Origin of the sequence: Roseibium sp. SCP14 (genome assembly GCF_040329475.1) — a bacterium.
Classification (GTDB): domain Bacteria; phylum Pseudomonadota; class Alphaproteobacteria; order Rhizobiales; family Stappiaceae; genus Roseibium.
This window is the reverse complement of sequence record NZ_JBDZYH010000001.1, coordinates 751,450-772,531: the sequence shown is the minus strand read 5'-3', so window position 1 is coordinate 772,531 and position 21,082 is coordinate 751,450. Positions and strand designations below refer to the sequence as shown.

Annotated in this window: 23 protein-coding genes and 2 tRNA genes; 16 read left to right on the top strand and 9 right to left on the bottom strand. The window is 55.6% G+C overall.

Annotated elements, in window-relative coordinates; all coding sequences use genetic code 11:
- The 7 genes from ABLQ08_RS03585 to ABLQ08_RS03555 all read left to right on the top strand — a co-directional run bounded on the left by ABLQ08_RS03585 (nucleotide 1) and on the right by ABLQ08_RS03555 (nucleotide 7,905).
- Nucleotides 1-1,008 (top strand): fumarylacetoacetate hydrolase family protein, encoded by a 1,008-nt coding sequence (locus tag ABLQ08_RS03585; protein WP_352939663.1) that lies wholly within the window; start codon nucleotides 1-3, stop codon nucleotides 1,006-1,008.
- Nucleotides 1,009-1,206: 198 nt separating this feature from the next.
- Nucleotides 1,207-2,157 (top strand): MBL fold metallo-hydrolase, encoded by a 951-nt coding sequence (locus tag ABLQ08_RS03580; protein ID WP_352939661.1) that lies wholly within the window; start codon nucleotides 1,207-1,209, stop codon nucleotides 2,155-2,157.
- Nucleotides 2,158-2,243: 86 nt separating this feature from the next.
- On the top strand, nucleotides 2,244-2,849 hold the full coding sequence (locus ABLQ08_RS03575; RefSeq protein WP_352939659.1) for a hypothetical protein: 606 nt from the start codon (nucleotides 2,244-2,246) through the stop codon (nucleotides 2,847-2,849).
- The gene (locus ABLQ08_RS03570) at nucleotides 2,846-3,370 is read left to right on the top strand and encodes a DinB family protein (RefSeq protein WP_352939657.1); all 525 of its coding nucleotides are present in this window, start codon (nucleotides 2,846-2,848) and stop codon (nucleotides 3,368-3,370) included. The genes ABLQ08_RS03575 and ABLQ08_RS03570 overlap by 4 nt, the downstream gene beginning before the upstream one ends.
- Nucleotides 3,371-3,392: 22 nt before the next feature.
- Nucleotides 3,393-5,006, top strand: coding sequence for an FAD-dependent oxidoreductase (locus tag ABLQ08_RS03565; RefSeq protein ID WP_352939656.1), 1,614 nt, complete (start codon nucleotides 3,393-3,395; stop codon nucleotides 5,004-5,006).
- Complete coding sequence (locus ABLQ08_RS03560; RefSeq protein WP_352939655.1) at nucleotides 5,003-5,212, top strand: DUF2783 domain-containing protein; 210 nt, start codon at nucleotides 5,003-5,005, stop codon at nucleotides 5,210-5,212. The genes ABLQ08_RS03565 and ABLQ08_RS03560 overlap by 4 nt, the downstream gene beginning before the upstream one ends.
- 401 nt (nucleotides 5,213-5,613) lie before the next feature.
- On the top strand, nucleotides 5,614-7,905 hold the full coding sequence (locus tag ABLQ08_RS03555; protein WP_352939654.1) for a methyl-accepting chemotaxis protein: 2,292 nt from the start codon (nucleotides 5,614-5,616) through the stop codon (nucleotides 7,903-7,905).
- A gap of 13 nt (nucleotides 7,906-7,918) precedes the next feature.
- Here the strand turns inward: ABLQ08_RS03555 and ABLQ08_RS03550 are convergent, their stop codons facing one another.
- Nucleotides 7,919-8,098 carry a hypothetical protein gene (locus ABLQ08_RS03550; RefSeq protein WP_352939652.1) on the bottom strand — a complete coding sequence of 60 codons (180 nt, stop codon included), beginning with the start codon at nucleotides 8,096-8,098 and terminating at the stop codon, nucleotides 7,919-7,921.
- Between the two features lie 23 nt (nucleotides 8,099-8,121).
- On the opposite strand from ABLQ08_RS03550, the gene ABLQ08_RS03545 reads away from it, so the two are divergent.
- Both ABLQ08_RS03545 and ABLQ08_RS03540 read left to right on the top strand, forming a co-directional pair.
- Entirely contained in the window at nucleotides 8,122-8,826 is a 705-nt protein-coding gene (locus ABLQ08_RS03545) for a hypothetical protein (protein WP_352939651.1), read from the top strand.
- Between the two features lie 268 nt (nucleotides 8,827-9,094).
- Nucleotides 9,095-9,646: a cytochrome b gene (locus ABLQ08_RS03540; RefSeq protein WP_352939650.1), complete on the top strand. Its 552-nt coding sequence runs from the start codon at nucleotides 9,095-9,097 to the stop codon at nucleotides 9,644-9,646.
- Nucleotides 9,647-9,762: 116 nt separating this feature from the next.
- Here the strand turns inward: ABLQ08_RS03540 and ABLQ08_RS03535 are convergent, their stop codons facing one another.
- The 4 genes from ABLQ08_RS03535 to ABLQ08_RS03520 all read right to left on the bottom strand — a co-directional run bounded on the left by ABLQ08_RS03535 (nucleotide 9,763) and on the right by ABLQ08_RS03520 (nucleotide 13,313).
- Complete coding sequence (locus ABLQ08_RS03535) at nucleotides 9,763-11,025, bottom strand: TRAP transporter large permease (RefSeq protein ID WP_352940507.1); 1,263 nt, start codon at nucleotides 11,023-11,025, stop codon at nucleotides 9,763-9,765.
- 53 nt (nucleotides 11,026-11,078) lie between these two features.
- On the bottom strand, nucleotides 11,079-11,630 hold the full coding sequence (locus ABLQ08_RS03530; RefSeq protein ID WP_352939649.1) for a TRAP transporter small permease subunit: 552 nt from the start codon (nucleotides 11,628-11,630) through the stop codon (nucleotides 11,079-11,081).
- Nucleotides 11,631-11,698: 68 nt separating this feature from the next.
- Nucleotides 11,699-12,721, bottom strand: a complete 1,023-nt coding sequence (locus tag ABLQ08_RS03525) for a TRAP transporter substrate-binding protein (protein WP_352939647.1) — start codon at nucleotides 12,719-12,721, stop codon at nucleotides 11,699-11,701.
- 34 nt (nucleotides 12,722-12,755) lie between these two features.
- Nucleotides 12,756-13,313 carry a gluconokinase gene (locus ABLQ08_RS03520; protein WP_352939645.1) on the bottom strand — a complete coding sequence of 186 codons (558 nt, stop codon included), beginning with the start codon at nucleotides 13,311-13,313 and terminating at the stop codon, nucleotides 12,756-12,758.
- 132 nt (nucleotides 13,314-13,445) lie between these two features.
- Here ABLQ08_RS03520 and ABLQ08_RS03515 point away from each other — a divergent pair, with 132 nt between their 5' ends.
- The 5 genes from ABLQ08_RS03515 to ABLQ08_RS03495 all read left to right on the top strand — a co-directional run bounded on the left by ABLQ08_RS03515 (nucleotide 13,446) and on the right by ABLQ08_RS03495 (nucleotide 16,769).
- Nucleotides 13,446-14,462, top strand: a complete 1,017-nt coding sequence (locus ABLQ08_RS03515; protein WP_352939644.1) for a LacI family DNA-binding transcriptional regulator — start codon at nucleotides 13,446-13,448, stop codon at nucleotides 14,460-14,462.
- A gap of 187 nt (nucleotides 14,463-14,649) precedes the next feature.
- A complete protein-coding gene (locus tag ABLQ08_RS03510) occupies nucleotides 14,650-14,904 on the top strand; it encodes a hypothetical protein (RefSeq protein WP_352939643.1) in 255 nt (84 codons plus the stop codon).
- Nucleotides 14,901-15,278, top strand: coding sequence for a hypothetical protein (locus ABLQ08_RS03505; RefSeq protein WP_352939642.1), 378 nt, complete (start codon nucleotides 14,901-14,903; stop codon nucleotides 15,276-15,278). The genes ABLQ08_RS03510 and ABLQ08_RS03505 overlap by 4 nt, the downstream gene beginning before the upstream one ends.
- Nucleotides 15,279-15,641: 363 nt before the next feature.
- Complete coding sequence (locus ABLQ08_RS03500) at nucleotides 15,642-16,130, top strand: twin-arginine translocation pathway signal (protein ID WP_352939641.1); 489 nt, start codon at nucleotides 15,642-15,644, stop codon at nucleotides 16,128-16,130.
- A gap of 21 nt (nucleotides 16,131-16,151) precedes the next feature.
- Complete coding sequence (locus ABLQ08_RS03495; protein WP_352939639.1) at nucleotides 16,152-16,769, top strand: ferric reductase-like transmembrane domain-containing protein; 618 nt, start codon at nucleotides 16,152-16,154, stop codon at nucleotides 16,767-16,769.
- Nucleotides 16,770-16,964: 195 nt separating this feature from the next.
- On the opposite strand, the gene ABLQ08_RS03490 is transcribed toward ABLQ08_RS03495, so the two are convergent.
- Nucleotides 16,965-17,041 (bottom strand) — tRNA-Pro (locus ABLQ08_RS03490).
- A gap of 350 nt (nucleotides 17,042-17,391) precedes the next feature.
- On the opposite strand from ABLQ08_RS03490, the gene ABLQ08_RS03485 reads away from it, so the two are divergent.
- Nucleotides 17,392-17,466 (top strand) — tRNA-Gln (locus tag ABLQ08_RS03485).
- Between the two features lie 164 nt (nucleotides 17,467-17,630).
- Here the strand turns inward: ABLQ08_RS03485 and ABLQ08_RS03480 are convergent.
- From ABLQ08_RS03480 to ABLQ08_RS03470, 3 genes are all read right to left on the bottom strand, one after another.
- The gene (locus tag ABLQ08_RS03480; protein WP_352939638.1) at nucleotides 17,631-18,419 is read right to left on the bottom strand and encodes a hypothetical protein; all 789 of its coding nucleotides are present in this window, start codon (nucleotides 18,417-18,419) and stop codon (nucleotides 17,631-17,633) included.
- A gap of 303 nt (nucleotides 18,420-18,722) precedes the next feature.
- Nucleotides 18,723-19,511 carry a hypothetical protein gene (locus ABLQ08_RS03475; RefSeq protein WP_352939636.1) on the bottom strand — a complete coding sequence of 263 codons (789 nt, stop codon included), beginning with the start codon at nucleotides 19,509-19,511 and terminating at the stop codon, nucleotides 18,723-18,725.
- A 155-nt stretch (nucleotides 19,512-19,666) separates the two neighbouring features.
- Nucleotides 19,667-20,350: an SOS response-associated peptidase gene (locus ABLQ08_RS03470; protein WP_352939634.1), complete on the bottom strand. Its 684-nt coding sequence runs from the start codon at nucleotides 20,348-20,350 to the stop codon at nucleotides 19,667-19,669.
- Between the two features lie 164 nt (nucleotides 20,351-20,514).
- Between ABLQ08_RS03470 and ABLQ08_RS03465 the strand changes: the two genes are divergently transcribed.
- On the top strand, nucleotides 20,515-21,057 hold the full coding sequence (locus ABLQ08_RS03465) for a hypothetical protein (protein WP_352939632.1): 543 nt from the start codon (nucleotides 20,515-20,517) through the stop codon (nucleotides 21,055-21,057).
- Nucleotides 21,058-21,082 lie beyond the last annotated feature (25 nt).

Here is a 21,082-nt window from a genome sequence, read left to right as displayed (position 1 = left end):
ATGAAACTGGCAACGCTCAAAGACGGTAGCCGCGATGGCAAGCTGGTGGTGGTGAATGACCGTCTGACCTATTGCACGGACGCAAGCCATATTGCCCCGACGCTTCAGGCCGCTCTCGACGACTGGGACCGGATTGCGCCGAAACTGAAACTTCTGGCCGAAAGCCTGTCTCACGAAGCGGTACCTACCATCCGTTTTCATGAACATGACGCCCTGTCGCCGCTGCCGCGTGCCTACCAGTGGGCGGATGGCTCTGCCTACGTTAATCACGTTGAACTGGTGCGCAAGGCGCGCGGTGCCCAGATGCCCGACAGCTTCTGGACCGATCCGCTGATGTACCAGGGTGGTTCGGATACGTTTCTCGCACCTCGCGATCCGATCCGGATGCGCGACGAGGCCTGGGGTATCGACATGGAAGGCGAGATTGCCGTTGTCACCGGTGATGTGCCGATGGGTGTCAGCCCACAAGAGGCACTGAAATCCATTCGCCTCGTGATGCTGGTCAACGACGTCTCCCTTCGCGGTCTCATTCCGGCAGAACTCGGCAAGGGCTTTGGCTTCTTCCAGTCAAAACCGTCTTCTGCGTTTTCTCCAGTTGCAGTAACGCCTGACGAGCTCGGAGACGCCTGGAAGGACGGCAAATTGCATTTGCCGCTTCATGTGGACCTCAACGGTGCGCCGTTCGGCCGGGCCGAGGCAGGCGTCGACATGACGTTCGATTTCGGTCAGCTGATTGCCCATGCCGCCAAGACACGCGATCTCGCCGCTGGGGCCATCATTGGCTCGGGGACCGTCTCCAACAAATTGGATGGCGGTCCGGGCAAGCCGATCGCCGAAGGCGGTGTGGGCTATTCGTGCATTGCCGAGATCCGAATGATCGAAACCATCAATGAAGGCCAGGCCAAGACCCCGTTCATGAAGTTTGGCGACACGGTGCGCATCGAAATGCAGGATGGCGAAGGTCATTCGATCTTCGGTGCCATCGAGCAAACAGTTGAGAAGAGCTAAGGCGAAGCTTTGGGGCGAATGAAAGCCCTTTTGCTTTTCACAAATGCCAGTCAGTCATGCCTCGGCCCGACCGCGGCATCCATGCTGCCGCTTTATCGAGCGGGCATGTGAGTGATTGGAGAAACGTCACGGAATGAATTGCCGGATCAGCCCCGGCAATGACGATTTTCACAAGGCGGCTTCGCCTTAGGAGGACAAATGAGCAAACAATTCGCATCCGCTGGAGATATGACTGAAAAGGAAATCTCCTTCACCGAAATCGGTCGTGACCTGTGGGCGTTCACTGCCGAAGGCGACCCGAATTCCGGTGTCATCATCGGTGACGACAGCGTCATGATCATCGAAGCACAGGCAACACCGCGCCTGGCGCAGAAGGTGATCGAGAAAGTACGTTCTGTCACCGACAAGCCGATCAGCCACCTGGTGCTGACCCACTATCACGCCGTTCGCGTTCTGGGTGCGTCTGCTTACCAGGCTCAGAACATCATCATGAGCGAAAAAGCGCGATCCATGGTCGCCGAACGCGGCAAGGAAGACTGGGCAAGTGAGTTCGAACGCTTCCCGCGCCTGTTCCAGGGACATGAAAGCATTCCGGGCCTGACCTGGCCGACAACGACATTCAACGACCGCATGACCGTTTATCTCGGCAAGCGCCGTGTTGACCTGATGTTCCTTGGGCGCGCTCATACCGCGGGCGATATTGTTGCCTACGTGCCGGACGAGAACGTGATGTTCACCGGCGACATCGTCGAGTATCACTCCGCCTGTTATTGCGGCGACGGCCACTTCAACGACTGGCCGGGCACGCTGGAACAGATCCGCAAGTTCAATCTCGATGCCATTGCGCCGGGCCGCGGAGACGCACTGGTCGGCTCCGAGATGGTCAACGCAGCGCTGGATTCCACCGCCGACTTCATCCGCTCGACATATGACCCGGTGGCCAAGGTTGCCAAGCGTGGCGGATCGCTCAAGGAAGCCTGGGACGCCTGCCGTGCTGCTTGTGATCCGAAGTTCAAGGACTACGCGATCTACGAGCATTGCCTGCCGTTCAACGTCGCCCGTGCCTACGATGAAGCCCAGGACATCGACACGCCGCGCATCTGGACCGCTGAGCGCGATGCCAAGATGTGGGCAGACCTGCAGGGGTAAGGTTGAGCTGCGTGGGTCAACACCTCATGATTGTGACGCAATTTCATGCAGTTACTGACACTTCCTGTTCTTAAGGGAGGTCACTCATGAAATCTCTGCTGAAGTTTTGCGTGTTTGCAATATTGGGAGGTGGCGGATTTGTCCTGCCGGCCCACGCTTGTCAGCCTATGGGGCTTGAGTACGACGACCCATTCGCTCCGGAGGCGTTAGCCATCATTGGAAAAGTGACAGCCTTCAATTTTGAAATTTCGGAGCGAGGAATTTGCGTCAAGACAGATTACGACATCCGTGAAAATCTTACCGGAGCATACAATGGTCCGCTCGAAGTCGAAGTTTGTTATCAAGGTGAAGAAGATACACGTTCATTCGACGAGCAAATGGCAGAATGGACGAAAAACCAAGCTGAGATGAATCGTGTAACCGGAAATTACGAAGGTGCCGAAGTAGTGGCAGTTTTAACCAAGGCAACTCCTGTAAGTGCGGTTCCTCCGATTCTCTCACAGACGGAATATAGACCGGCTATTACGTCATGTTGGTTCATTCATCAGGTGAATCTTGGTGAGATGTCGGATGAGCAAAAAGCTAGTTATCTAGCGAAAATTAGGACTTCAATTGCCGAACGAAAGATAGACCAGGCTGAAGATGAAACGGGAAATCCCGATCCCGGAAACGCCCCGGCTAGCAAACAATGAATTCCGCGCTTGACCACCTCCGCCTCATGGCCCGCAACAATGCCTATGCCAACGAGCGCCTTTACGAAGCCTGTTGTCAGCTCAGCCAGGAGGAATTCCAGGCCGAGCGGACTAGCTTCTTTCCGTCGATCCAGGAAACGCTCAACCACAACTGGGAAGTAGACCGGTACTATCTTGATGCCTTGAAGGAAGACGGGCAGGGACTTGCAGTGTTCGAAACGCCGCATCTTAAAACGGCAGCGGCACTGCGAGCTGCGCAGGAAAAGTCTGATCGGCAGCTGATTGCCTTCTGTGATGGCTTGAACGAGCAGGATCATGAGAGGAAAATTGCGCAGGACCGTGGCCGGAATGGCGTCTTTCACGAATCGGTCGCCAACACGCTGCTGCATCTTTTTCAGCACCAGATCCATCACAGAGGTCAAGTACACGCAATGCTGGCCGGAACAAAAGTGGCACCGCCGCAGCTGGACGAGTTCTTTCTGGAATTCGACAGGCACAAGTCGGCCATGAAATACTTATAAGCCAGAAGCAGGGAGAGAACCTGTGACCAAATTATTCGAGGTACCGCTTTACCCCTATAAGCGCTCTGCCGATCAGGATGCCTCAACACCGGTGCGTCACCCGGTTGTCGTCATAGGAGCAGGGCCCGTCGGGCTGGCCATGGCGATCGATCTCGCGCAGGCCGATATCCCCGTTGTCGTGCTGGACGACAATGACAAGGTCAGTGTCGGTTCGCGGGCGATCTGTTTTTCCAAGCGATCGCTCGAGATCTTCGACCGCCTCGGCTGCGGTGACGAGATGGTGCACAAGGGTGTCGTCTGGAACGTCGGCAAGGTCTTTTTCGGTGACCGTCAGGTCTATGAATTCAACCTGCTGCCGGAAGACGGTCACAAGCGACCGGCCTTCATCAATCTGCAGCAGTATTACTGCGAACTCTATCTGGTTGAACGCATCCGTGCTCTTCAGGCAGAAGGCAAGCCGATCGAAATTCGGGGCGGCAACAAGGTCGCAAACCTCGTTGAGCGGGACAATCACACGGTCATCACGGTGGAGACCATCGATGGCACTTATAATCTTGAGGCCGATTGGCTGATCGCCTGTGACGGCGCCGGGTCGCCAACCCGGAAGATGCTGGATCAGGATTTTGTCGGCAGGGTCTTTGAAGACAACTTCCTGATTGCCGATGTGATCATGAAGGCGGATTTTCCGACTGAACGCTGGTTCTGGTTCGATCCGCCCTTCAACAAGGATCAGTCCGCGCTTTTGCACAAGCAGCCGGACGGGGTGTGGCGGATTGATCTTCAGCTTGGCTGGGACATCGACAAGGAAGAAGAAAAGAAACCGGAAAACGTCATTCCGCGGCTGAAGCAGATGCTCGGTGACGAAGTCGAGTTCGACCTGGAATGGGTGTCGATCTACACGTTCCAGTGCCGGCGAATGGAACAGTTCCGCCATGGACGCGTGATTTTTGCCGGTGACAGCGCGCACCAGGTTTCTCCGTTTGGTGCGCGGGGCGCGAATTCCGGGTTCCAGGACATCGACAATCTCGGCTGGAAACTGAAGCTGGTTCTTTCTGGTAAAGCACCTGAGACGCTATTGGACTCCTATACTTTCGAGAGAGAGTTGGGGGCAGACGAAAACATTCTGCAAAGTTCCAGATCGACGGATTTCATCACTCCGAAGTCCGAAACGAGCCGCATCTTCCGAGATGCTGTGCTGGACCTTTCAGAGCACTACGAGTTTGCGCGCCCGCTGGTGAATTCCGGCCGCCTGTCAGTGCCTTGCGTCTACGACGGGTCGCCGCTCAACGGGCCTGATGCCGATACTTTGCCTCAGCGCACGCGTCCCGGAAGTCCCTTGGTTGATGCGCCTGTCGGAAATGGCTGGCTGCTTGACACGCATGGAGGAGAATTTCATCTCCTCGGAATTGGTTGCGAAGTTCCTGCTGATAGCGAGTTCCATGGCGTTCATGTCACAGGCATCTCCATTCCAAGATCCGAAGTTGGAGCAGAGTTGAAAGCACGATATTTGGGGGAGGCAACAAAGGCCATTTATCTGATCCGCCCGGATCAGCATGTTGCAGCCCGCTGGACCAGGCTGGACCAGGAAGGAATTGAAGCGGCAATGGCAACTGTGCTTGCAAAAGGGAATTCATGATGACGAAGAGCGTCAAAACCGAACCGAATCTGGATCGGCCGGATGCCTTTTATGCAGATCTGCTTGCGGCTCACGAGGGGCTCAGCAAGGAAGATAGCGATGCGTTCAATGCCCGGTTGATCCTCTTGATGGCCAATCAGATCGGTGACCGTCAACTGCTGAAGCAGCTTCTGGAAGCGGCAGATCCCAAGGCGTCCGGCGCCTGATTGAAGGCTACAGAAACAGGGAAAGGAAACTCGCTCAAAGAGGGTATTTGTGCAGTTTTCAATCCCTGTTGAGGGTAGTTGATTTAATTTGGGCAAAAAAAGTTGCGTCGCAAATCAAGTATATGCCATTGCATGTTAAGAGGAAAATGACGTCCATTTAATTCGGCGTAAAAGAACGAGTTTGTTCAAGAAAGTCGTTCATCAATTGTTTATTCGCTCGCACCTTCAATTGACGAAAGTGTGGGGGAAACATGTCCAGCTTACTTACACCGCTAAAGAATACGCGATTTTCTGCGAAGGTCGGTGGTGGCTTCGCTACTATGATCCTAGTTGCAGCTGCAGTCGGCGCTGTCGGAATTTTTGCGATCCTTGGGTTACGGTCCCAGGCGGAAGTGAGTTCAATGGCAACCGAATCCATGGCAGATCTTCAGCAGGTTGCCCAGGCCCAGGAGGCCTTCCTATCCAGGAGCAGTCCTGAACTGGCCGGCCAAGCAAGCCAGCGGATTGCGCAACTCAAGGCTTCTCTCGTCTCTCTTGATCAGGTGTCAGATGCCGGACAAGGCCGCGCGGTAATCGTTGAGGCGATCGGGTTTGTCGATCATCTGGACAGTGAATTCGATGAGGTCGTCGCCGCGGTTGAAAACCGGCAGGCACAGGTCGAAAAGCTCTTGCGCTCGGCGGTAGGGCTCGAAACGCTTGCTGCGCAGATCACCGATCAGATGACAAAGACTCAAAGAGACGCCGGAGCAGCGGCCAAGAAGGCGTCGGGAACCCGCAATCGGGCTGACAAGGTCGGTCGCATGCTCTCTGAAATTGAAGACAAGTCCGCAGTGATCGTCGGTTTGATCGCGGATGGAGAGGGAATGGACCTGCCGCCATTGACGGCAAAGGAGATTGGTGAGGGAACCGCAAAAATCGTTAAATCGGCCAAAAAGGCGGCAAAATTAAAAGTTGCCGGTCTTGATCAGTCTGAAATGAAAGAGCTGGCCGGTCTGGCGAAGGCCTTGAATGAGAAATTGCCCGTACCTGAAGGTGAGGGGGCGGAGTATGCCGCTCTGCCTGCGGTGCTTGGCGCGGAAGTGGCAGCAGAACTGGCCGTTCTGCATAGCCGTGCCTCGGCTTTGCGCAAGGTCGTCTATGTGGCCACGGACGATGCGAAAAAGATTGCAGGCAAGGCGCAGTCGAAACTCGGCATTGTTGATCTTGTGAATGTGAATGCGATGAAGTTCCTGAGAGCTTCGTTGGAAATTCGCTCGGCAACCATGGAGTTCTTTGCAGGGTTTGAATCCATGGGCGCTGATGACGTTCTCACCCGTGTTGGCATTCTTCAGAACCTGGCAAGCACGCTGAAGGCCGACAGTGCCGCCTTTCCTGAAATCACCGATGCCGTGGCTGCGATTGAACTGGAGGTCATGGCATACGAAACGGAATTTGCAGGCATGGTCGCCGCAAAGGAGGCGTTCGACCTCAAGCGGGAGGCTTTGATAGCGACATCAGGCGAAGTCCGCCGGGTTATCACCGCTTTGACCGAAGCCCAATCGGCGAGCGCCTCCGCCAGGGCCGACACTGCACTTGGACTGATTGCGGCAGCGCTTGCAGCGGCAGTGGTTGTTGGCGGACTTCTTGCCTTTGTCCTGTCACTGGTCATCACGAGACCGACCCGTGTTCTGACTGAAGCCATGGGATGTCTGGCAAATGGGGATACAGATGTAGTCATTCCTTCCATCGATCAACGCGACGAGATCGGCGATATGAGCCGCACCGTTCAAGTGTTTCAGGAAAATGCCCGTGAGCGCCTTCGTCTGGAGAAAGAAGCCAGTCTGCATCAGCAGGAACAGAACCTGCGTCAGAACGAAGTGGAACGGCTGATCGAGAACTTCCGCGAAGAAATCCATGAACTTCTCGGAGCTCTTGACGAGACGGCCGAAGACATGACGGGGACAGCAAAAGCCCTTGGTGGCATCGCGGATAACAGCACTGCCCAGGCTGGCGATACGTCGCGAGCCAGTGAGGATGCCAGCATGAGTGTCGAAAATGTTGCCGGGGCTGCGGAGGAACTCACCGCATCTATTGCGGAAATTGGCGACCAGGTTCGCAGGTCTTCCGAAATCGTCACCTCCGCAACCGGAGCAGTTCATGAGACCAATGGCAAGGTTCAGGGACTGGCGGAGGCCGCATCAAAGATCGGGGAAGTGGTGACGCTTATTCAGGCGATTGCAGAACAGACCAATCTGCTTGCTCTCAATGCCACGATTGAAGCCGCCCGCGCAGGTGAAGCGGGCAAGGGCTTTGCCGTGGTGGCAGCAGAGGTCAAGGAACTGGCCAACCAGACCTCCAAGGCGACAGAAGAAATCTCATCGCAGATTCAGACAATTCAAGAATCTACCGGCGAGGCCGTGACCGCAATTGGAGCGATTTCCGACACGATGGAAGAGGTCAACGGCTATACGCAAGGCATCTCCACCGCAATTTCACAACAGGGTGCCGCCACCAATGAGATTTCGGGCAATGTTCAACGCGCGGCACAAAGCACTCTGGCAGTGAAATCCAACATGTCTCGGTTGGCGGAGGCAGTGGATGAAACGAAGAATGCATCCGGAAACGTTCTGTCCGCCTCCGGCGATCTCATCACACGAAGCGAAGCATTGAAACGAGGGGTTGAAACCTTCCTAAGCCGCGTCGCTGCGGCGTAACAGCCTCAATTGTTTACGAAAGGGCGGTCTTGTCCGCCTTTTTGTGATCTGCATCATAAGTCAGGGAGTGGCTCCTGATAGCTTCAGCTCTGGGTAGAAATTCCGGAGTGAATGCCATCAACTGGTAGAAGGGAGCTATCGACGATGTCCTGGCAACATGAAGCGCCGCCACATTGGTCACGGTTTTTGTCACTTGTCAAAACCCGGTGCCCGGCCATGCCGCAGACTGGACAGACGCAGTTGCAAAGGGATCGGCAAGCCGCCGCTGATGCTTATGCGGTTCTTGGAACGCTTGTATCTGCCCTGGGGCATTCCTTACCCGGTGGTCTGGACAACGCCGTCACTTTGATGACGTCTGAAGACCCTCTTTCCGCCTTGCAGTCCGCTGCTCAGTCTGGAGCGGTCTCTGCTCTTGCAGGGTCTGCAACCGGTGGGCTGATCGTCGGCAACGGCATCGAACTGTTGCGCGGAGCCTACCAGTCACTGAACCGGTCTGATCAAATGGTCGGCTACCTGCTGGGAATGACTGCCTATACGACAACCCTGTCACGCTTGTGTATCAGCGCGATGCGGGATCAAGTCCCCTACATACGACGACCTGAACCGCGAGTGCCGGAATATATCATGAGGCTTGGCGATCTCTTTTCATCCTGGCGGCGAGAGGCCTATGACCGAGGGTACGAAGCCGCCTGGTCTGTCGCCCAGGAAATGGACGCAGTCACCCCAGTCAATGACAGGCGGGGGCATTATTCGAAACAGGCGTTGCTCTACATCTTTTTGCAAACGGGCTTCACGGGTCAGCATCAGGACATGGACTGGCGTGCCCGCCAACAGTGCGAAGACATCATTCTCAGACGAATATTGGCGACCAATCTACTTGAGCAAAGGCAGTCTCTCGCGCGTTGGGCGCGTTCCAGATAGCAACTCTGTTTCCAGTCAACTCACTGCTGACGAAAGTCAAAAACGGCAGTTTCGGCAGGCTTGAGACTGGGAAATTGTAACAGACTGTATCGTGGCGATAACCGGAGACAATTGCTGACAAATGCCGGATTGCAACAGTCTGACCGATTGAATATTCGAAAAATCATAACTTTCCGGGGGCGAGGCCGGTGAGGTTTTTCTGGGCGCAATGGTTGAGAGCGGGAACCGGTGCGCCTTGAAGGCAATTCAAACTTCATGTGAGGGTCTCATGACCAAAGCGAAGAATCTCCTGACATACGATGCGGTGTCACGCATCAACCATTGGATCATCGCAATTGCCATGATCGGAATGCTCGGTTTCGGCATGTTTCTGGAAAACACCGAACTTGAACGCTCGACGCTGTTTCCCCTGATTCAGCTGCACAAGGCGCTTGGCGTTCTTGTTCTGATTTATGGCGCCTGGCGCGTTGGCTACAGGCTCGTGCAGGGATTTCCGCCTTCGGTTGGCGAGGCACCGGCCTGGCAGGAAGCCGCAGCGAAAGCCGTTCACTGGATCCTGCTGGCAAGTATCATCGTCCTGCCGCTTTCCGGTCTTGTCATGTCACTGTCCGGCGGTCACGCTGTCAGTATCTTCAACATCGTGACGATACCGGCACCGGGTGAGTTTCCGGCGATCAACGAAGCTGCAAGTGCCGTTCACGGCATCGGCGGAAAAGTATTGCTGGCGGCTGTGGTCATTCACATTGTCGGTACCTTGAAGCACAGGATCATAGATCGCGACGCGACCTTGTCGCGAATGGTCTCCGGCCGGGCCGGATAGGCGCATCTGAACGCAGTGTCAGCCAACAAAAAACCACCGGTGGAGTTACCGGTGGTTTCTTTGATTAGGCGAGCTTTTAACAAAGGGAATTTCTCGCTCGCCTTTGTCCTTTTCCCTTACCGGCCCGTGATCCATGGAGCGAAAATCAGAATCGCAACCGCCAGGATCTGCATTGCAATGAAAGGCAGCAGCGAGCGGAAGATCGTCGCCAGGGTGATCCCGGGGGGAGCTACACTCTTTAGATAAAACGCCGCGGGCCCGAATGGCGGCGACAGGAATGAGACCTGCATGTTCATGCAGAACAGCACGCCGAACCAGACCGGGTCATAACCGAGTTCCTTGATGATCGGTACGAAGATCGGCATGGTCAGGAGCGCAATGCCGACCCAGTCCAGAAACATGCCAAGCACGAACAGGATCAGCATCATAAAGAGCAGAATGATGGTCGGGTTCTCGGATATGCCGGAAATGAGAGCGGAGACGAACTTGATGCCGCCCATCAGGTTGAAGACACCGACAAGTGCACTCGCTCCGATGCCGATCCAGACGATCATCCCAACGGTCTGAAGCGTTTGAAGGGCCGCTCCCTTGAGCAGTTCAAACGTGAACTCGCCGCGCACCACGGTTGACAACAAAACGCCCGCAACACCGACGGCGGAAGCTTCCGTCACGCTGGCAATCCCGCCATAGATCGAGCCCAGGACACCCGCGACAACGGTCAGCGGCAGGATCAGTCCCTTGAGCAGACGGAGCTTCTCGGCGTTGGAGGTCTGTTCGCCTTCCGGGATCGGAGCGATCGCCGGATTGAGATAGGCGCGAACCAGAACGTAGGTGACGTAGAAGCCCGCCAGCATGAGGCCGGGAACGAAAGCGGCCGTGAACAGGTCACCAACGGAAACGTTGGCGGTCAGCCCGTAGATGATCAGAACGATGGAAGGCGGTACCATTGTGCCGAGTGCACCACCGGCGCACACAACACCGATCGCCAGATGCTTGTCGTATCCGAGCCTCAGCATCTGGGGCAGGGCGACGAGGCCGAGCAGGACCACTTCGCCGCCGATGATCCCGCTCATCGCAGCCAGGATTACGGCAACAATGATGGTCTGGATGGCAACTCCGCCACGCAGGCGCCCGCCAATCAGCTTCATGGCGTCAAACAGGTCGCGGGCAATGCCCGAGCGATCGAGTATCGCTGCCATAAGCACGAACATCGGTACAGAGACGAACACGAAGGACGAAACGAAGGAGTAAACACGGCTGGTGATCAGCGGCACAACCATCGGTCCGAACCAGCCGAGAGCGAATATCAGCGCGACCAGCAGAGTGACGAAGGCGAGCGGAATGCCGGAGACCAGCAGCGCCAAAAGCATGACGAACATCAAAAGAGTGCCGCCCTCGATGCCGATGGCTTGAAAAGATCCGAAAAAATCAATCACTTCCGGCCCCTCGCGTAATTGAAGGCGAGAACCAGGAATTGGACGGCCATTACGGAAAGAATGATGAGAAGAAAGACCTTGATGGTTCCCGGGAAGACCGGGTCCCAGGCGCTGCCGGATCGTTCCAGCCGAAAGGAACCGTCGGGGCGGAACGCGGCCCGCTGAACCATCAGCCAGGCGGCCCAGGCGAAGGTGCCGCTTGCCAGGGCGCAGATCAGCGAGATGACGATATCGAACACCCGCCGGACAGACGCAGGCAGAGCGTCATAGATCAGGACAACACGGATGTGCCGGTTTCGCGCGGTGCAGTAAAGTCCACCGTAGATGAAGGCGGCACCGCACAGGAAAATCGTGGTTTCATGTGCCCAGATCGTTGGCGCGTTGAAGAGATAACGCAACAGGACTTCGTTCAGAAGAACCAGCATCGAGATTACAATTCCGGCTGCGAACAACAGGCCGCCGCGATCGATCCATTTGCCGATCAATCCGGCTTCCGGGATTGGACCCGGGTCTTCTTCCTTTTGCGGTCCCTCGGTTTTTTCCGGCACGTCAACTTCCCCCGCTCTTTATGAAAACGGGCGCCATTGGCGCCCGCTCAGATGGTGCTTGAGGCAGATTACTGCATCAAGCCGTTTTCTTTCAGGTAGCTGGTCAGAACGTCGTAGACACGCTGTGCATTTGCGGAACGTTCTGCAACTTTCGACCACTCGCCGGTGGCGATTGTGCGGAACTTGGCCCGCTCTTCTGCCGGCCAGTCCGTTACGGTTACCTTGCCACCTGCCTTTGCTTCTTCGACAGCCTTCAGGTCACGTGCCGCAAGAGCGGCAACCTGAGAAGCTGCGAACTCGACAACGCTTTCTTCAAGAATTGCCTGCAGGTCGGCGGGCAGGGCATCCCACTTGGACTTGTTCATGGAGATTTCCACCAGCGGCATGGAGTGGAAGCCCGGGTAGACCGGGTTCGGAGCCACGTCATGCATGCCCTGCGCATGGTTGGTGGAAAAGACTGTGTAATCGGCAGCGTCGATTACGCCCTTGTCGAGTGCGGTGAAGACCTCGGAGCCGGGTAGGTTGACCGGTGCGGCACCGGCTGCGGCGAACACCTGCTGTACCAGACCTTCAGGCGCACGCATCTTCAGGCCCTTCAGGTCGCCGACGCCGTTCAGCGGAACCTTGGAGACGAAGGCTTCCAGGCCCGGCGTGGTGGCGCCAATGAAATGCAGGCCGTAGGGCTCGAGCAGTTCGTTCATCAACTCCTTGCCACCACCCGTTGCCATGAAGGCAAACATTTCGTCCGGTGACGACCAGGCTCCGACCGGATTGGCGATCAGACCGAAAGCCGGATCCTTGCCCGCGAAATAGGACGTGTCGGTGATGTGACCGTCCAGAATGCCGGCAGCGATGGCGTCCTGGGTTTCGGTGTGCGCCACGATGGATTCCACCGGCAGAAGTTCGATCTGAACACGGCCACCGGTCTTTTCCTTCACAGCTTCCGTCCAGCCCTGCTGCAACTCGAAATTCGGGTTGCCTGCCGGGTCGGACGACTGGAAGCGCAACGAGAATTCCTGTGCTGCCGCAGAAGCGACCAGCGCGGTGGCCGCAACGGCTGCCAAGGCTGTTTTTGTCAATGTCTTGAGCATGAATACCTCCCTTTCATATCATCATCGCAATGGTTCATGAGGCGATGGTTTCAACAGGCGGCGGGGCTTGCCGCAGTTCTTTCAAGGCGCGGTCGGCCAGCTGGTCGACGGGCGATGAAATTTCGAGTGTGAAGCCGTCTTCATCGTCATTCAGCGGCTCCAGGATCGCCAGCTGGCTGTCCAGCAGCGTTTCTCCGACGAAATGCCCTTTCCGGTTGGCAAGGCGTTCCTTGATCAGCGATCGCGAACCGGTCAGGTGGATGAAGCGACAGGACGTGAGCGAGGCACGCAGCCGCTCCCGGTAAGTCCGTTTCAGGCTGGAGCAGGCAACGATGGCTCCGCCTTTGCAATAGATCTGCAGGCGCGCGGCCAGGCTGACGGCATCCAGCCACGGCAGACGGTCGGCATCGGTGAGGGCGTCGCCTGCCGACATCTTGCGCTTGTTTTCCGGGCTGTGAAAGTCATCCGCCTCGACCATACCGACGTCCAGGCTCTTTGAAAGACGTTCTGCAAGCGCGCTTTTGCCCGCGCCGCACACGCCCATCACGATGATGGTCGTTTTCCCGTCATCCGATGGCATGGAGTCTTGCATTTGTGTCCTCAAGCAGGTTTCGAATTGCTGCCAATCAAAATGATAGCGCTAACATTTGTCAATAAGATTCTTCTGGTGTAGTATTCAGGGTGCGGATCTTTGTCGTTTAACTATCTGTAATGGCTGAGTAATTTGAAAGTCACAATTACTGATGTTGCCCGGGAAGCGGGTGTTAGCGCTATGACTGTGTCGCGGGCATTGCGAAACCCGGACAAGGTTTCCGTCAAGACACTGAACAAGATAAAGGCCGTTGTCGAACGGCTGGGTTATGTGCCTGATCCGGCCGCAAGTGCCTTGGCGGCGGGCAAAACCAACGTCATTGGTGTGATCGTGCCCTCGGTCACGAACAACGTTTTTTCCGATGTCATGCGCGGGATCTATGAAGAAGCGGAAGGTTCCAAGTGGCAGATCCAGCTCGGCAACTCGCGTTATTCTCCGATTGAAGAAGAAAACCTGGTCCGCACCTTCCTGAGTCAGAAACCCGCCGGACTGATTCTGTCCGGTCTCGATCAGTCCGAGGCGACGGAAAATCTCCTCAGGTCAGCCGATTGCAGGATCCTGCAGATCATGGAATGCGGTCCGGATCCCTATGACATGATGATCGGTTTTTCCCATGTGGAAGCCTCCATGGCGGCCACCCGGCATCTACTGGAAGCCGGATACCGCAGGCCCGGTTACATTGCGGCCCGGCTCGACCCGCGCAGTCAGCGCCGCTTGCAGGGATTTCAGAAAGTAGCGGAAGAGGCGGGGGTGTTTTCCGCGAGCCGGATCGTGACGACGCCGCGCCCATCCACCGTGACCCTGGGCGGTGAGCTGGTCGCCGACCTTCTTTCAAAGGCGCCCGAGACGGATGCGATCCTCTGCAACAATGACGACCTTGCCCTTGGAGCGATGTTCGAGTGCCAGCGGCGCGGGCTGAAAATTCCGGAAGAGTTCGGAATTTGCGGCTTCAACGACCTTGAAATGATGGCAGCGGCCAACCCGTCCATCACCTCCGTGCGCACCTTCCGCCTGGATATGGGGCGCGAAGCCATGCGCTGGATGGGAAATGCACTCTCAGGGATTGAGCCGGAAAGTGCGGTCGCCGATCTCGGATACCAGGTGATTGTGCGACAGAGCACCGCAAGGGATGGTGGTTCTGCGAACTGAGTTTCGACGTGCAAACGAAGTCCATTCTTCTCCGTCAGGTTCAGTTCTCCTGTTTCCTGCTAAATCAACCTCATTTTCTAATCTTGGGTTGAAGGATTCCTCGAATACACGAAAATCTGATATAGTTGTCTATCGCCTGAGGGTTCAGTTTTGGTGGTCGTGCGCAAGTAAACGAAAAGGTGCGCAAATGTCTGAGGCGGAAAAGGAAAAGATCAAACACTTTTCAAGTTTCATCAACATTGTTGCCGCAGGGGCAATTGTTGCCGGTTCTTTGGTTCCTATTCTGAATGTGTGGTATGGTATACTTGATCCGTCAATGAATGGCGGAGGGTCGCTAGATGGGGTCGCTGCGACGCAGGCAATCCTCATTTACCTGACTGGGTTTGTGATTTGCTTTGTGTTGCAGCTTTTGGGTGGGCTGAAACTTAGTGAAATCGAATGACAGAAACATTGGCAGAGAACTTTGGCGTTAGCCCTGTATTCGTGACGATGGCGTGGCTTCTGTTGACGCTGGGTATCGGCGTGGCCGGTGCACTCTTTGCCAATGAACTGGGTTTTAAGCTTGGCCGACGTATTCATCGAACAGCCCCGAAGGTTGATCCCGGTAGCGCTGGGAAAGACCCGAGTGAGAATCATTCAGGTGTTGCACACCCGAAGGGTGTTGCTGAGCAGAAATTGCCGGCGAAACAGAACGCAGGTACGCCAACATCTGCACCGGTTTCTGACGCGGGCATGTATGCAACTTTTGAACCCGGTGCCACTCTTGCAAGCAACACTGTTACGGACCCCGGCGAAAACAAAGACGGCCGGGTTTGAACCATGTCGATAGGCAAATTGGACCTGCGCCTAGGTGCTGTGTCTTGTGTTTGCGATTGAGTTCGGAAAATCCAAAAAATCTAAAAGAAGGACAAGCTCTCTACGAAGGGCTTGAACCTATCGAAGGGCCGTACCGGCAACAGTTTGCAGGTTGTGAGGCTGCCCTTGATTGAGGGATGCAAGTGGCCGGTGGCAGATTTGATCTCCAAGGAAGTCAAAACTTCACGCAACCGTGAAAGTTGTTTTCAGGCTCTTCGCCGCCGCAAGCTCGGAAATGGCCGCAAACGCGCTATAATCCGGTAACGGTGACGCCCGGTCTTTTCGGACGATCGGGCACTCCCGCGCCTGACAGGAGATATCGAGATGACGACCGACCTGCTTTCCCGCCGTACCCTGCTGGCCGCTGGCGGTGCTGTTGCGGTGGCCGGGGTCTCCAGGCTTCTGGTTCCGGCCAGGGCGCAAGGGCTGGCACCGACGCGCACCATGCGCGGCGGGGCAAACAACTATCGTCCCGGCGCTCCGATTGTCGACCGGATCGGGGGTGGTGGCTTCTGGATGTTCGGCACAGTGCGCCGCGCGGGAGACGGCAAGCCGCTCGCGGGCCAGCGCATTCAGATCTGGGCCCATACCACCGAAGGACATGAGCGTGAACCGCAAAGCCATGGCGCCACGCTCACCGATGCCAACGGCATTTTCCGTCTCGAGATGCCGCAGATCGTTCCCGCTTTCGGCCAGCCCCATGGTCATCTTGCCTATGACAGCGGCGACTTCGAAACCGTCTTCCTGCGCCCGGTGATGCCGAGCGCGCGAGACACCAGCCTGGAGGCCCATTTCGTCCTTCAGCCCGTTTGACCTGACCTGATCGCAATGCGAATGAGCCGCTTCCGCGCGATCCTGACCTGGGTCGGCCTCGCGACCGTCATTGGTGTGCCGATTGCCGCCGCCGCGGCCAGTCCGCTCCTCCAGTGGCGCGGCCCAATCTATATCGCTGCGGGTTTCGCGGGCGTTGTTGCCATGACGCTTCTGCTGCTCCAGCCTTTGTTGGCCGGGGGATTTCTGCCCGGCCTTCCGGCCATTCGCGGACGGCGCGTTCACCGCTGGATCGGTGCTGCCCTGGTCGCGGCGGTGGTTATCCATGTCGGCGCTCTCTGGATCACCAGTCCGCCGGACGTGATCGACGTGCTTCTGTTCCGCTCGCCAACACCGTTCTCCGTCTGGGGCGTGGTCGCCATGTGGGCGGTCTTCGCCGCTGCGCTTCTGGCCTTGTTCCGCCGCCGCCTGCACCTTCGCCATCGCACCTGGCGCCTCGCGCACACATCGCTTGCTCTTGTCATCGTTGTCGGAAGCGTGGTCCATGCCATCCTGATCGAAGGAACCATGGAAACGATGACGAAAGCAGCGTTGTGCCTTCTTGTTCTGGCCGCGACCGTGAAGGTCCTGGCGGACCTCAGGGTGTGGGACATCAGGCCCGGAAGAAGAGCTGAAAGATAAGGCACTTCTGCACTTGTCCCGCAGCCGGAAAGGACAAATGGCGCGGGGCATAAGGGCCTGGAAGTAAGCCCCGTTCCAACCGAGGGTGAAAACAGGAGAGGGCGGTCCCGGCAAGCCGAACAACCCGGCATCCGCAAAGGATCATCGCGCGTTGAGAGCGACAGGAAACAGCTTGCTTCAAGAAGGGGAAGGAAATGGTCGGAGTGAGAGGATTCGAACCTCCGACCCCCTCGTCCCGAACGAGGTGCGCTACCAGGCTGCGCTACACTCCGACTATATGTTTGGGTTTAAGGGTAAACCCATCGGGAACAGCGGGGCAAGCCCACGCTGCGTGGAGGGTCATTTAGCAAAGCTGATCTGTTCCCGCAAGAGAATTACCTCGGCGAACGGCATTTTTTTGAAACTGTGAACAAGCTCAGGCAGATAGCAACGGCAAAGCCCGTGAAACCGGCAGAATTCGCGAGCCCCACGGCTATTGTCGCGAAGGAATAAACCCGGGAAATCGCCGATTTTTCAATGCTCGATATGCAACTGGGGAAAACCGGGGGGAAGGATCAAAAGAATGGGGCAGGAGAGGCTTGCGCTTCTGAAACGAGATCGCTATACAGCGTTCCCACGGCCTTGGGGTGTAGCCAAGCGGTAAGGCAGCGGTTTTTGGTACCGCCATGCGCTGGTTCGAATCCAGCCACCCCAGCCAATTTTCCTTCTTTCCTGATATTTGAATTCGTGCCTGACTCAGTTGCCTGTGGGTTGGGGATTTGTGCTTTGCTGTAGCGCGCATGTCACCCGTTGCAGTATCGCGGGAGGTGTAGCGCGCAACTTCATTTGGCAAATCGCGCAACTTCATTTGGCATACAGATTTTAAGTGTCTTCAAAAGTCACTAGCTGCCCCCGCATGAGTGGAAACAGATCCTCATTGGGCATGGCTTCCTCGGCCCTGGGCAGGAGTTGGTATTGAACGAAATCTTCGCCTTTGGCCTTCTTCGACATGTAGGCCGCGACCTGCTCGCGAACCAACATCCAAAAATAGAGTGCGAAGTCGACATGCTCACAAATCGCTATACCTTCATCTGCTAGCATCGCAGCAAAATAAACCACTCGCTCCGCGTTCATTCCGGCGCCGGTCCCTCCTTCGCGAGCATGTTCATGGATTAGGACGTTTCTTGATGTAATTCGCTCGTTGAGCTCTTGCATCATGCCCATAGCACGGTGAACGAACAACGGTAATGCAGGCATCTCTCGAATGAGAGCAGAGTACTCCAGTGTGTCAGGTGGCACCATGACTGAGGTTTTTTGCAAACTCATATGAAAGTAACGCATGGTCTCGGACAGGCGATGGAGTTCTCGGGTTCTCTCCGACCGATCCGCTGAAGGTGAGCCATACACATTATTGACAGCCGCTTTCATTGCCTCGATTTCGGGTCGCATGTCGTTGACAAACTGCAGCTTCGTATTTGCAAGAGCTTCGATGTTTGACCCGGCGGCAATGTTCAAACGGTTGAGAGCATCAAGCGCTTGCTTCCAATCATCACTTTTCTTTATTTCTGCTTGTCGCTCCTGCTGATAGTGGAACGCGATTATGCCTAACCCAAAGCCAAGACCCGATCCAATGGCAGTCTGGAATACCCCTAGTAGAAAATCGGCCGACATATTGGTCCCTTTAGCCTAATACTCTCGATGAATTTCTGTCATTTCGAAGTAGACGTTGGCAAGGAGAAACTGTTTCGATTTGACAGTTAGCGCGGCTGCAGTGTGAGCTTGCCACCGGGTCGACCGCAGCGCGTGCAGACGAGCGACCGCTCAATGCGATGCTCATTAATAAAGACATAGCCTGCGCCGTATCTCGCAATCAGCAGATCAAGATCCAACTCGCAGCCATGACCGCAATAGCAGTTGCCATAGAGCCGGTAGCCGGCGCGCTTCAGGTCTCTAAGAGTGGCTAACGTTGTTTCCCTATGTCGCTGGTTCTCTTTCATTCTGCGCGGCCTGTTGAGCGATGAACCTGTCTAACTCGTCCAGAGCTTCCAAAACCTCCGGCATATGGCATGCCCTATAGGTCTCAAGATCCTGTGCGGAAAGTATGCGTTCCAGCGATCTTAGCTCGTCTATGTATGGATAGATTTTCTTGGCATATTCTACGATGCTTTCAGGGTGGAACCCGTGGAGTGGTTTGGCGTCTCCTTTCAAAACTGCAATCGCTTTGACAATGCTGTCCGCGTTTTTCTTCGCCATATATCGCATGAAAGTCACATCGTCAGCGTCTCGGGTATATGGTGAGCCACGATTGACGTCTTGCAATGCGAGCCTTACTAGCTTCAAAAACTTTTCAAACCTTTTTGAGTTTGTTTCTGCTCTTGCCGTCGCTTGCTCAGCATGAAGGAAGTTTGTTTGTTTCCTGCTTTCTACTAGCTGATCCATTAGTGCATCTTGCTGGGCTTTCAGTTCTCGGGACTGAATTAGCACAGCAATGATCAACCATAAGAAAGCTAGCGGCGCAAAGCTGCCAGCTAGATAGTCGCCAAACTCATTTAGCTTCAAGCAGGAATTAAACTGTGCAATTTCTTGTTCAGGAAATGGCCCGATTGCATTCACTGTCATCCAGCTAGCTGTACATGCTGTCACCTGAGGATAGGCGATCAACACAGCATAAACGAACCAACCGAGTGACAAGACGGCTGCAACAGGAATCCCGTACTTAAAAAGCTTCTTGCCCCAGTCACGACTGTCGGAATTCTCATTCATTTTGGCCCCCAACAAAAAACGGCGCGGAAACCGCGCGAAAATACATTGGGAGCATCATAGGTTGATTCAACTAGCCCTGCACATTCCAACTGAGCACACTCTTATGCCCAAAATGATATGCGACCTCATGCGCATGCGCTCCGGAGACTGAAACCTCATCCTAGCTTTGGCGTAACCGGAGCAATCAACCTCGGATCGTTCTCGGTCCTGGAGGAATTTACTTCCCGGCCGACCCGATAGAATTCAAACTGTGAGCCGAGGTTATGACCGAGCAGTGCTTTCGCGTCGACAACAGGCGTGTGCGGATCCAACCAAGCATCGTATTCGGTCTGATCAAGCACGATCGGCATGCGGGTGTGGACCTGATCAATCGGCGCGACGGCGGGCGCGGTCAGGATGGTGCAGGACGTCACATCCAGCGTGGTGTTGTAGGCCCAGAGGCCAGCGAATGAGAACGGGGTCATATCGGGCAAGTGGATAAGCCACGGATCCCGGCCGCCGTCTTCACCCTTAGTCCACTCATACCAGCCGTCTGCGGGGATAAGACAGCGGCGCGACTTGTAGGCGTCCCGGAAGGCGGGCTTTTTCTCAGCGTCCTCGGACCGCGCGTTGAACATCGGGTATTTGGACTGCAACTCCTTCGCCCAATGCGGCACGAGCCACCACCGGCCGTCTGAGACCGCCTGATTGCCGTCCCTGTCGAGATGAATGAACGGCACGTCTTGTGTGGGAGCAATGTTGTAGCGGGCGGCCGTGTTTCGCTCAGCATATTTATCCGTCAGCCGGTAGAGCGCATGGATCTCGCGCCAAGGTCTGACCTGGGTGAAGCGGCCACACATTGTATTTCAGCTCCTCATTTGAAAGTGGAATTAGAGGCCATTTAAGCCGCCACTAAAAGCCTCTTGTTGGGCGATCTGGATGCAGGCCGCTTTGTCACCCCATTATTGACAACGGTGAACGTCAAATGGTCCTAATACCTCAGTGAAGTTTTGGGGCACCAAACATGGCAATTGTATTTTTTGAACCTAAGGATCTTCGTGAAAGAAGAGCTGAGCTGAAAAAGCAAGATCTCGATATCAACGCATATTATGAAGCTCGTGAGGAAGACAAGGCTCCAGAACCCGCTGTCGGCCCCGTCGAGTTCTTTCCAATGACCGATCAAGAGGGCGACAATAATTTCCTTCTTCATGTGAACCGTGGCACAGAAGGCAAGCCGACAGGAGCCATGTCACTTTCAATTTCAGAGTTGATGGCTGCCTTCCACGAATACCTTGATTTCGAAAGATCCAGGGAGCTCTCAGAGCACGTCTACGACGGCTACAAGGAAGGCACAAATCCGAGCTACTTCTACTACGGCACCCCGCTAGATCCTATCGACCTTATGGAAGACCGGCGAAACTTCGCACGTGAGCTGATCTCCGCCTTGAAGGCAGCTACGGAGAGGCTGGAGGCTGAACTTCCCAGATACGATGCCTGGATCGACAACCAAGAGAAAAAGAGAAAGATCCGGAAAGATTGGCCGCCATACCGACCGCCTCGCACTTAGATTCCATTCTAAGCCGACCTAAATT

Bases quoted from the DNA above. Each gene is read 5' to 3' on its own strand.
- ABLQ08_RS03505 (WP_352939642.1), top strand. From the start codon at position 14,901: ATGACAGAAACATTGGCAGAGAACTTTGGCGTTAGCCCTGTATTCGTG.
- ABLQ08_RS03535 (WP_352940507.1), bottom strand. From the start codon at position 11,025: ATGTTCGTCATGCTTTTGGCGCTGCTGGTCTCCGGCATTCCGCTCGCC.
- ABLQ08_RS03545 (WP_352939651.1), top strand. From the start codon at position 8,122: ATGCCGCAGACTGGACAGACGCAGTTGCAAAGGGATCGGCAAGCCGCC.
- ABLQ08_RS03470 (WP_352939634.1), bottom strand. From the start codon at position 20,350: ATGTGTGGCCGCTTCACCCAGGTCAGACCTTGGCGCGAGATCCATGCG.
- ABLQ08_RS03525 (WP_352939647.1), bottom strand. From the start codon at position 12,721: ATGCTCAAGACATTGACAAAAACAGCCTTGGCAGCCGTTGCGGCCACC.
- ABLQ08_RS03480 (WP_352939638.1), bottom strand. From the start codon at position 18,419: ATGTCGGCCGATTTTCTACTAGGGGTATTCCAGACTGCCATTGGATCG.
- ABLQ08_RS03560 (WP_352939655.1), top strand. From the start codon at position 5,003: ATGATGACGAAGAGCGTCAAAACCGAACCGAATCTGGATCGGCCGGAT.
- ABLQ08_RS03520 (WP_352939645.1), bottom strand. From the start codon at position 13,313: ATGCAAGACTCCATGCCATCGGATGACGGGAAAACGACCATCATCGTG.
- ABLQ08_RS03555 (WP_352939654.1), top strand. From the start codon at position 5,614: ATGGCAACCGAATCCATGGCAGATCTTCAGCAGGTTGCCCAGGCCCAG.
- ABLQ08_RS03495 (WP_352939639.1), top strand. From the start codon at position 16,152: ATGAGCCGCTTCCGCGCGATCCTGACCTGGGTCGGCCTCGCGACCGTC.
- ABLQ08_RS03585 (WP_352939663.1), top strand. From the start codon at position 1: ATGAAACTGGCAACGCTCAAAGACGGTAGCCGCGATGGCAAGCTGGTG.
- ABLQ08_RS03500 (WP_352939641.1), top strand. From the start codon at position 15,642: ATGACGACCGACCTGCTTTCCCGCCGTACCCTGCTGGCCGCTGGCGGT.
- ABLQ08_RS03540 (WP_352939650.1), top strand. From the start codon at position 9,095: ATGACCAAAGCGAAGAATCTCCTGACATACGATGCGGTGTCACGCATC.
- ABLQ08_RS03510 (WP_352939643.1), top strand. From the start codon at position 14,650: ATGTCTGAGGCGGAAAAGGAAAAGATCAAACACTTTTCAAGTTTCATC.
- ABLQ08_RS03575 (WP_352939659.1), top strand. From the start codon at position 2,244: ATGAAATCTCTGCTGAAGTTTTGCGTGTTTGCAATATTGGGAGGTGGC.
- ABLQ08_RS03570 (WP_352939657.1), top strand. From the start codon at position 2,846: ATGAATTCCGCGCTTGACCACCTCCGCCTCATGGCCCGCAACAATGCC.
- ABLQ08_RS03580 (WP_352939661.1), top strand. From the start codon at position 1,207: ATGAGCAAACAATTCGCATCCGCTGGAGATATGACTGAAAAGGAAATC.
- ABLQ08_RS03475 (WP_352939636.1), bottom strand. From the start codon at position 19,511: ATGAATGAGAATTCCGACAGTCGTGACTGGGGCAAGAAGCTTTTTAAG.
- ABLQ08_RS03465 (WP_352939632.1), top strand. From the start codon at position 20,515: ATGGCAATTGTATTTTTTGAACCTAAGGATCTTCGTGAAAGAAGAGCT.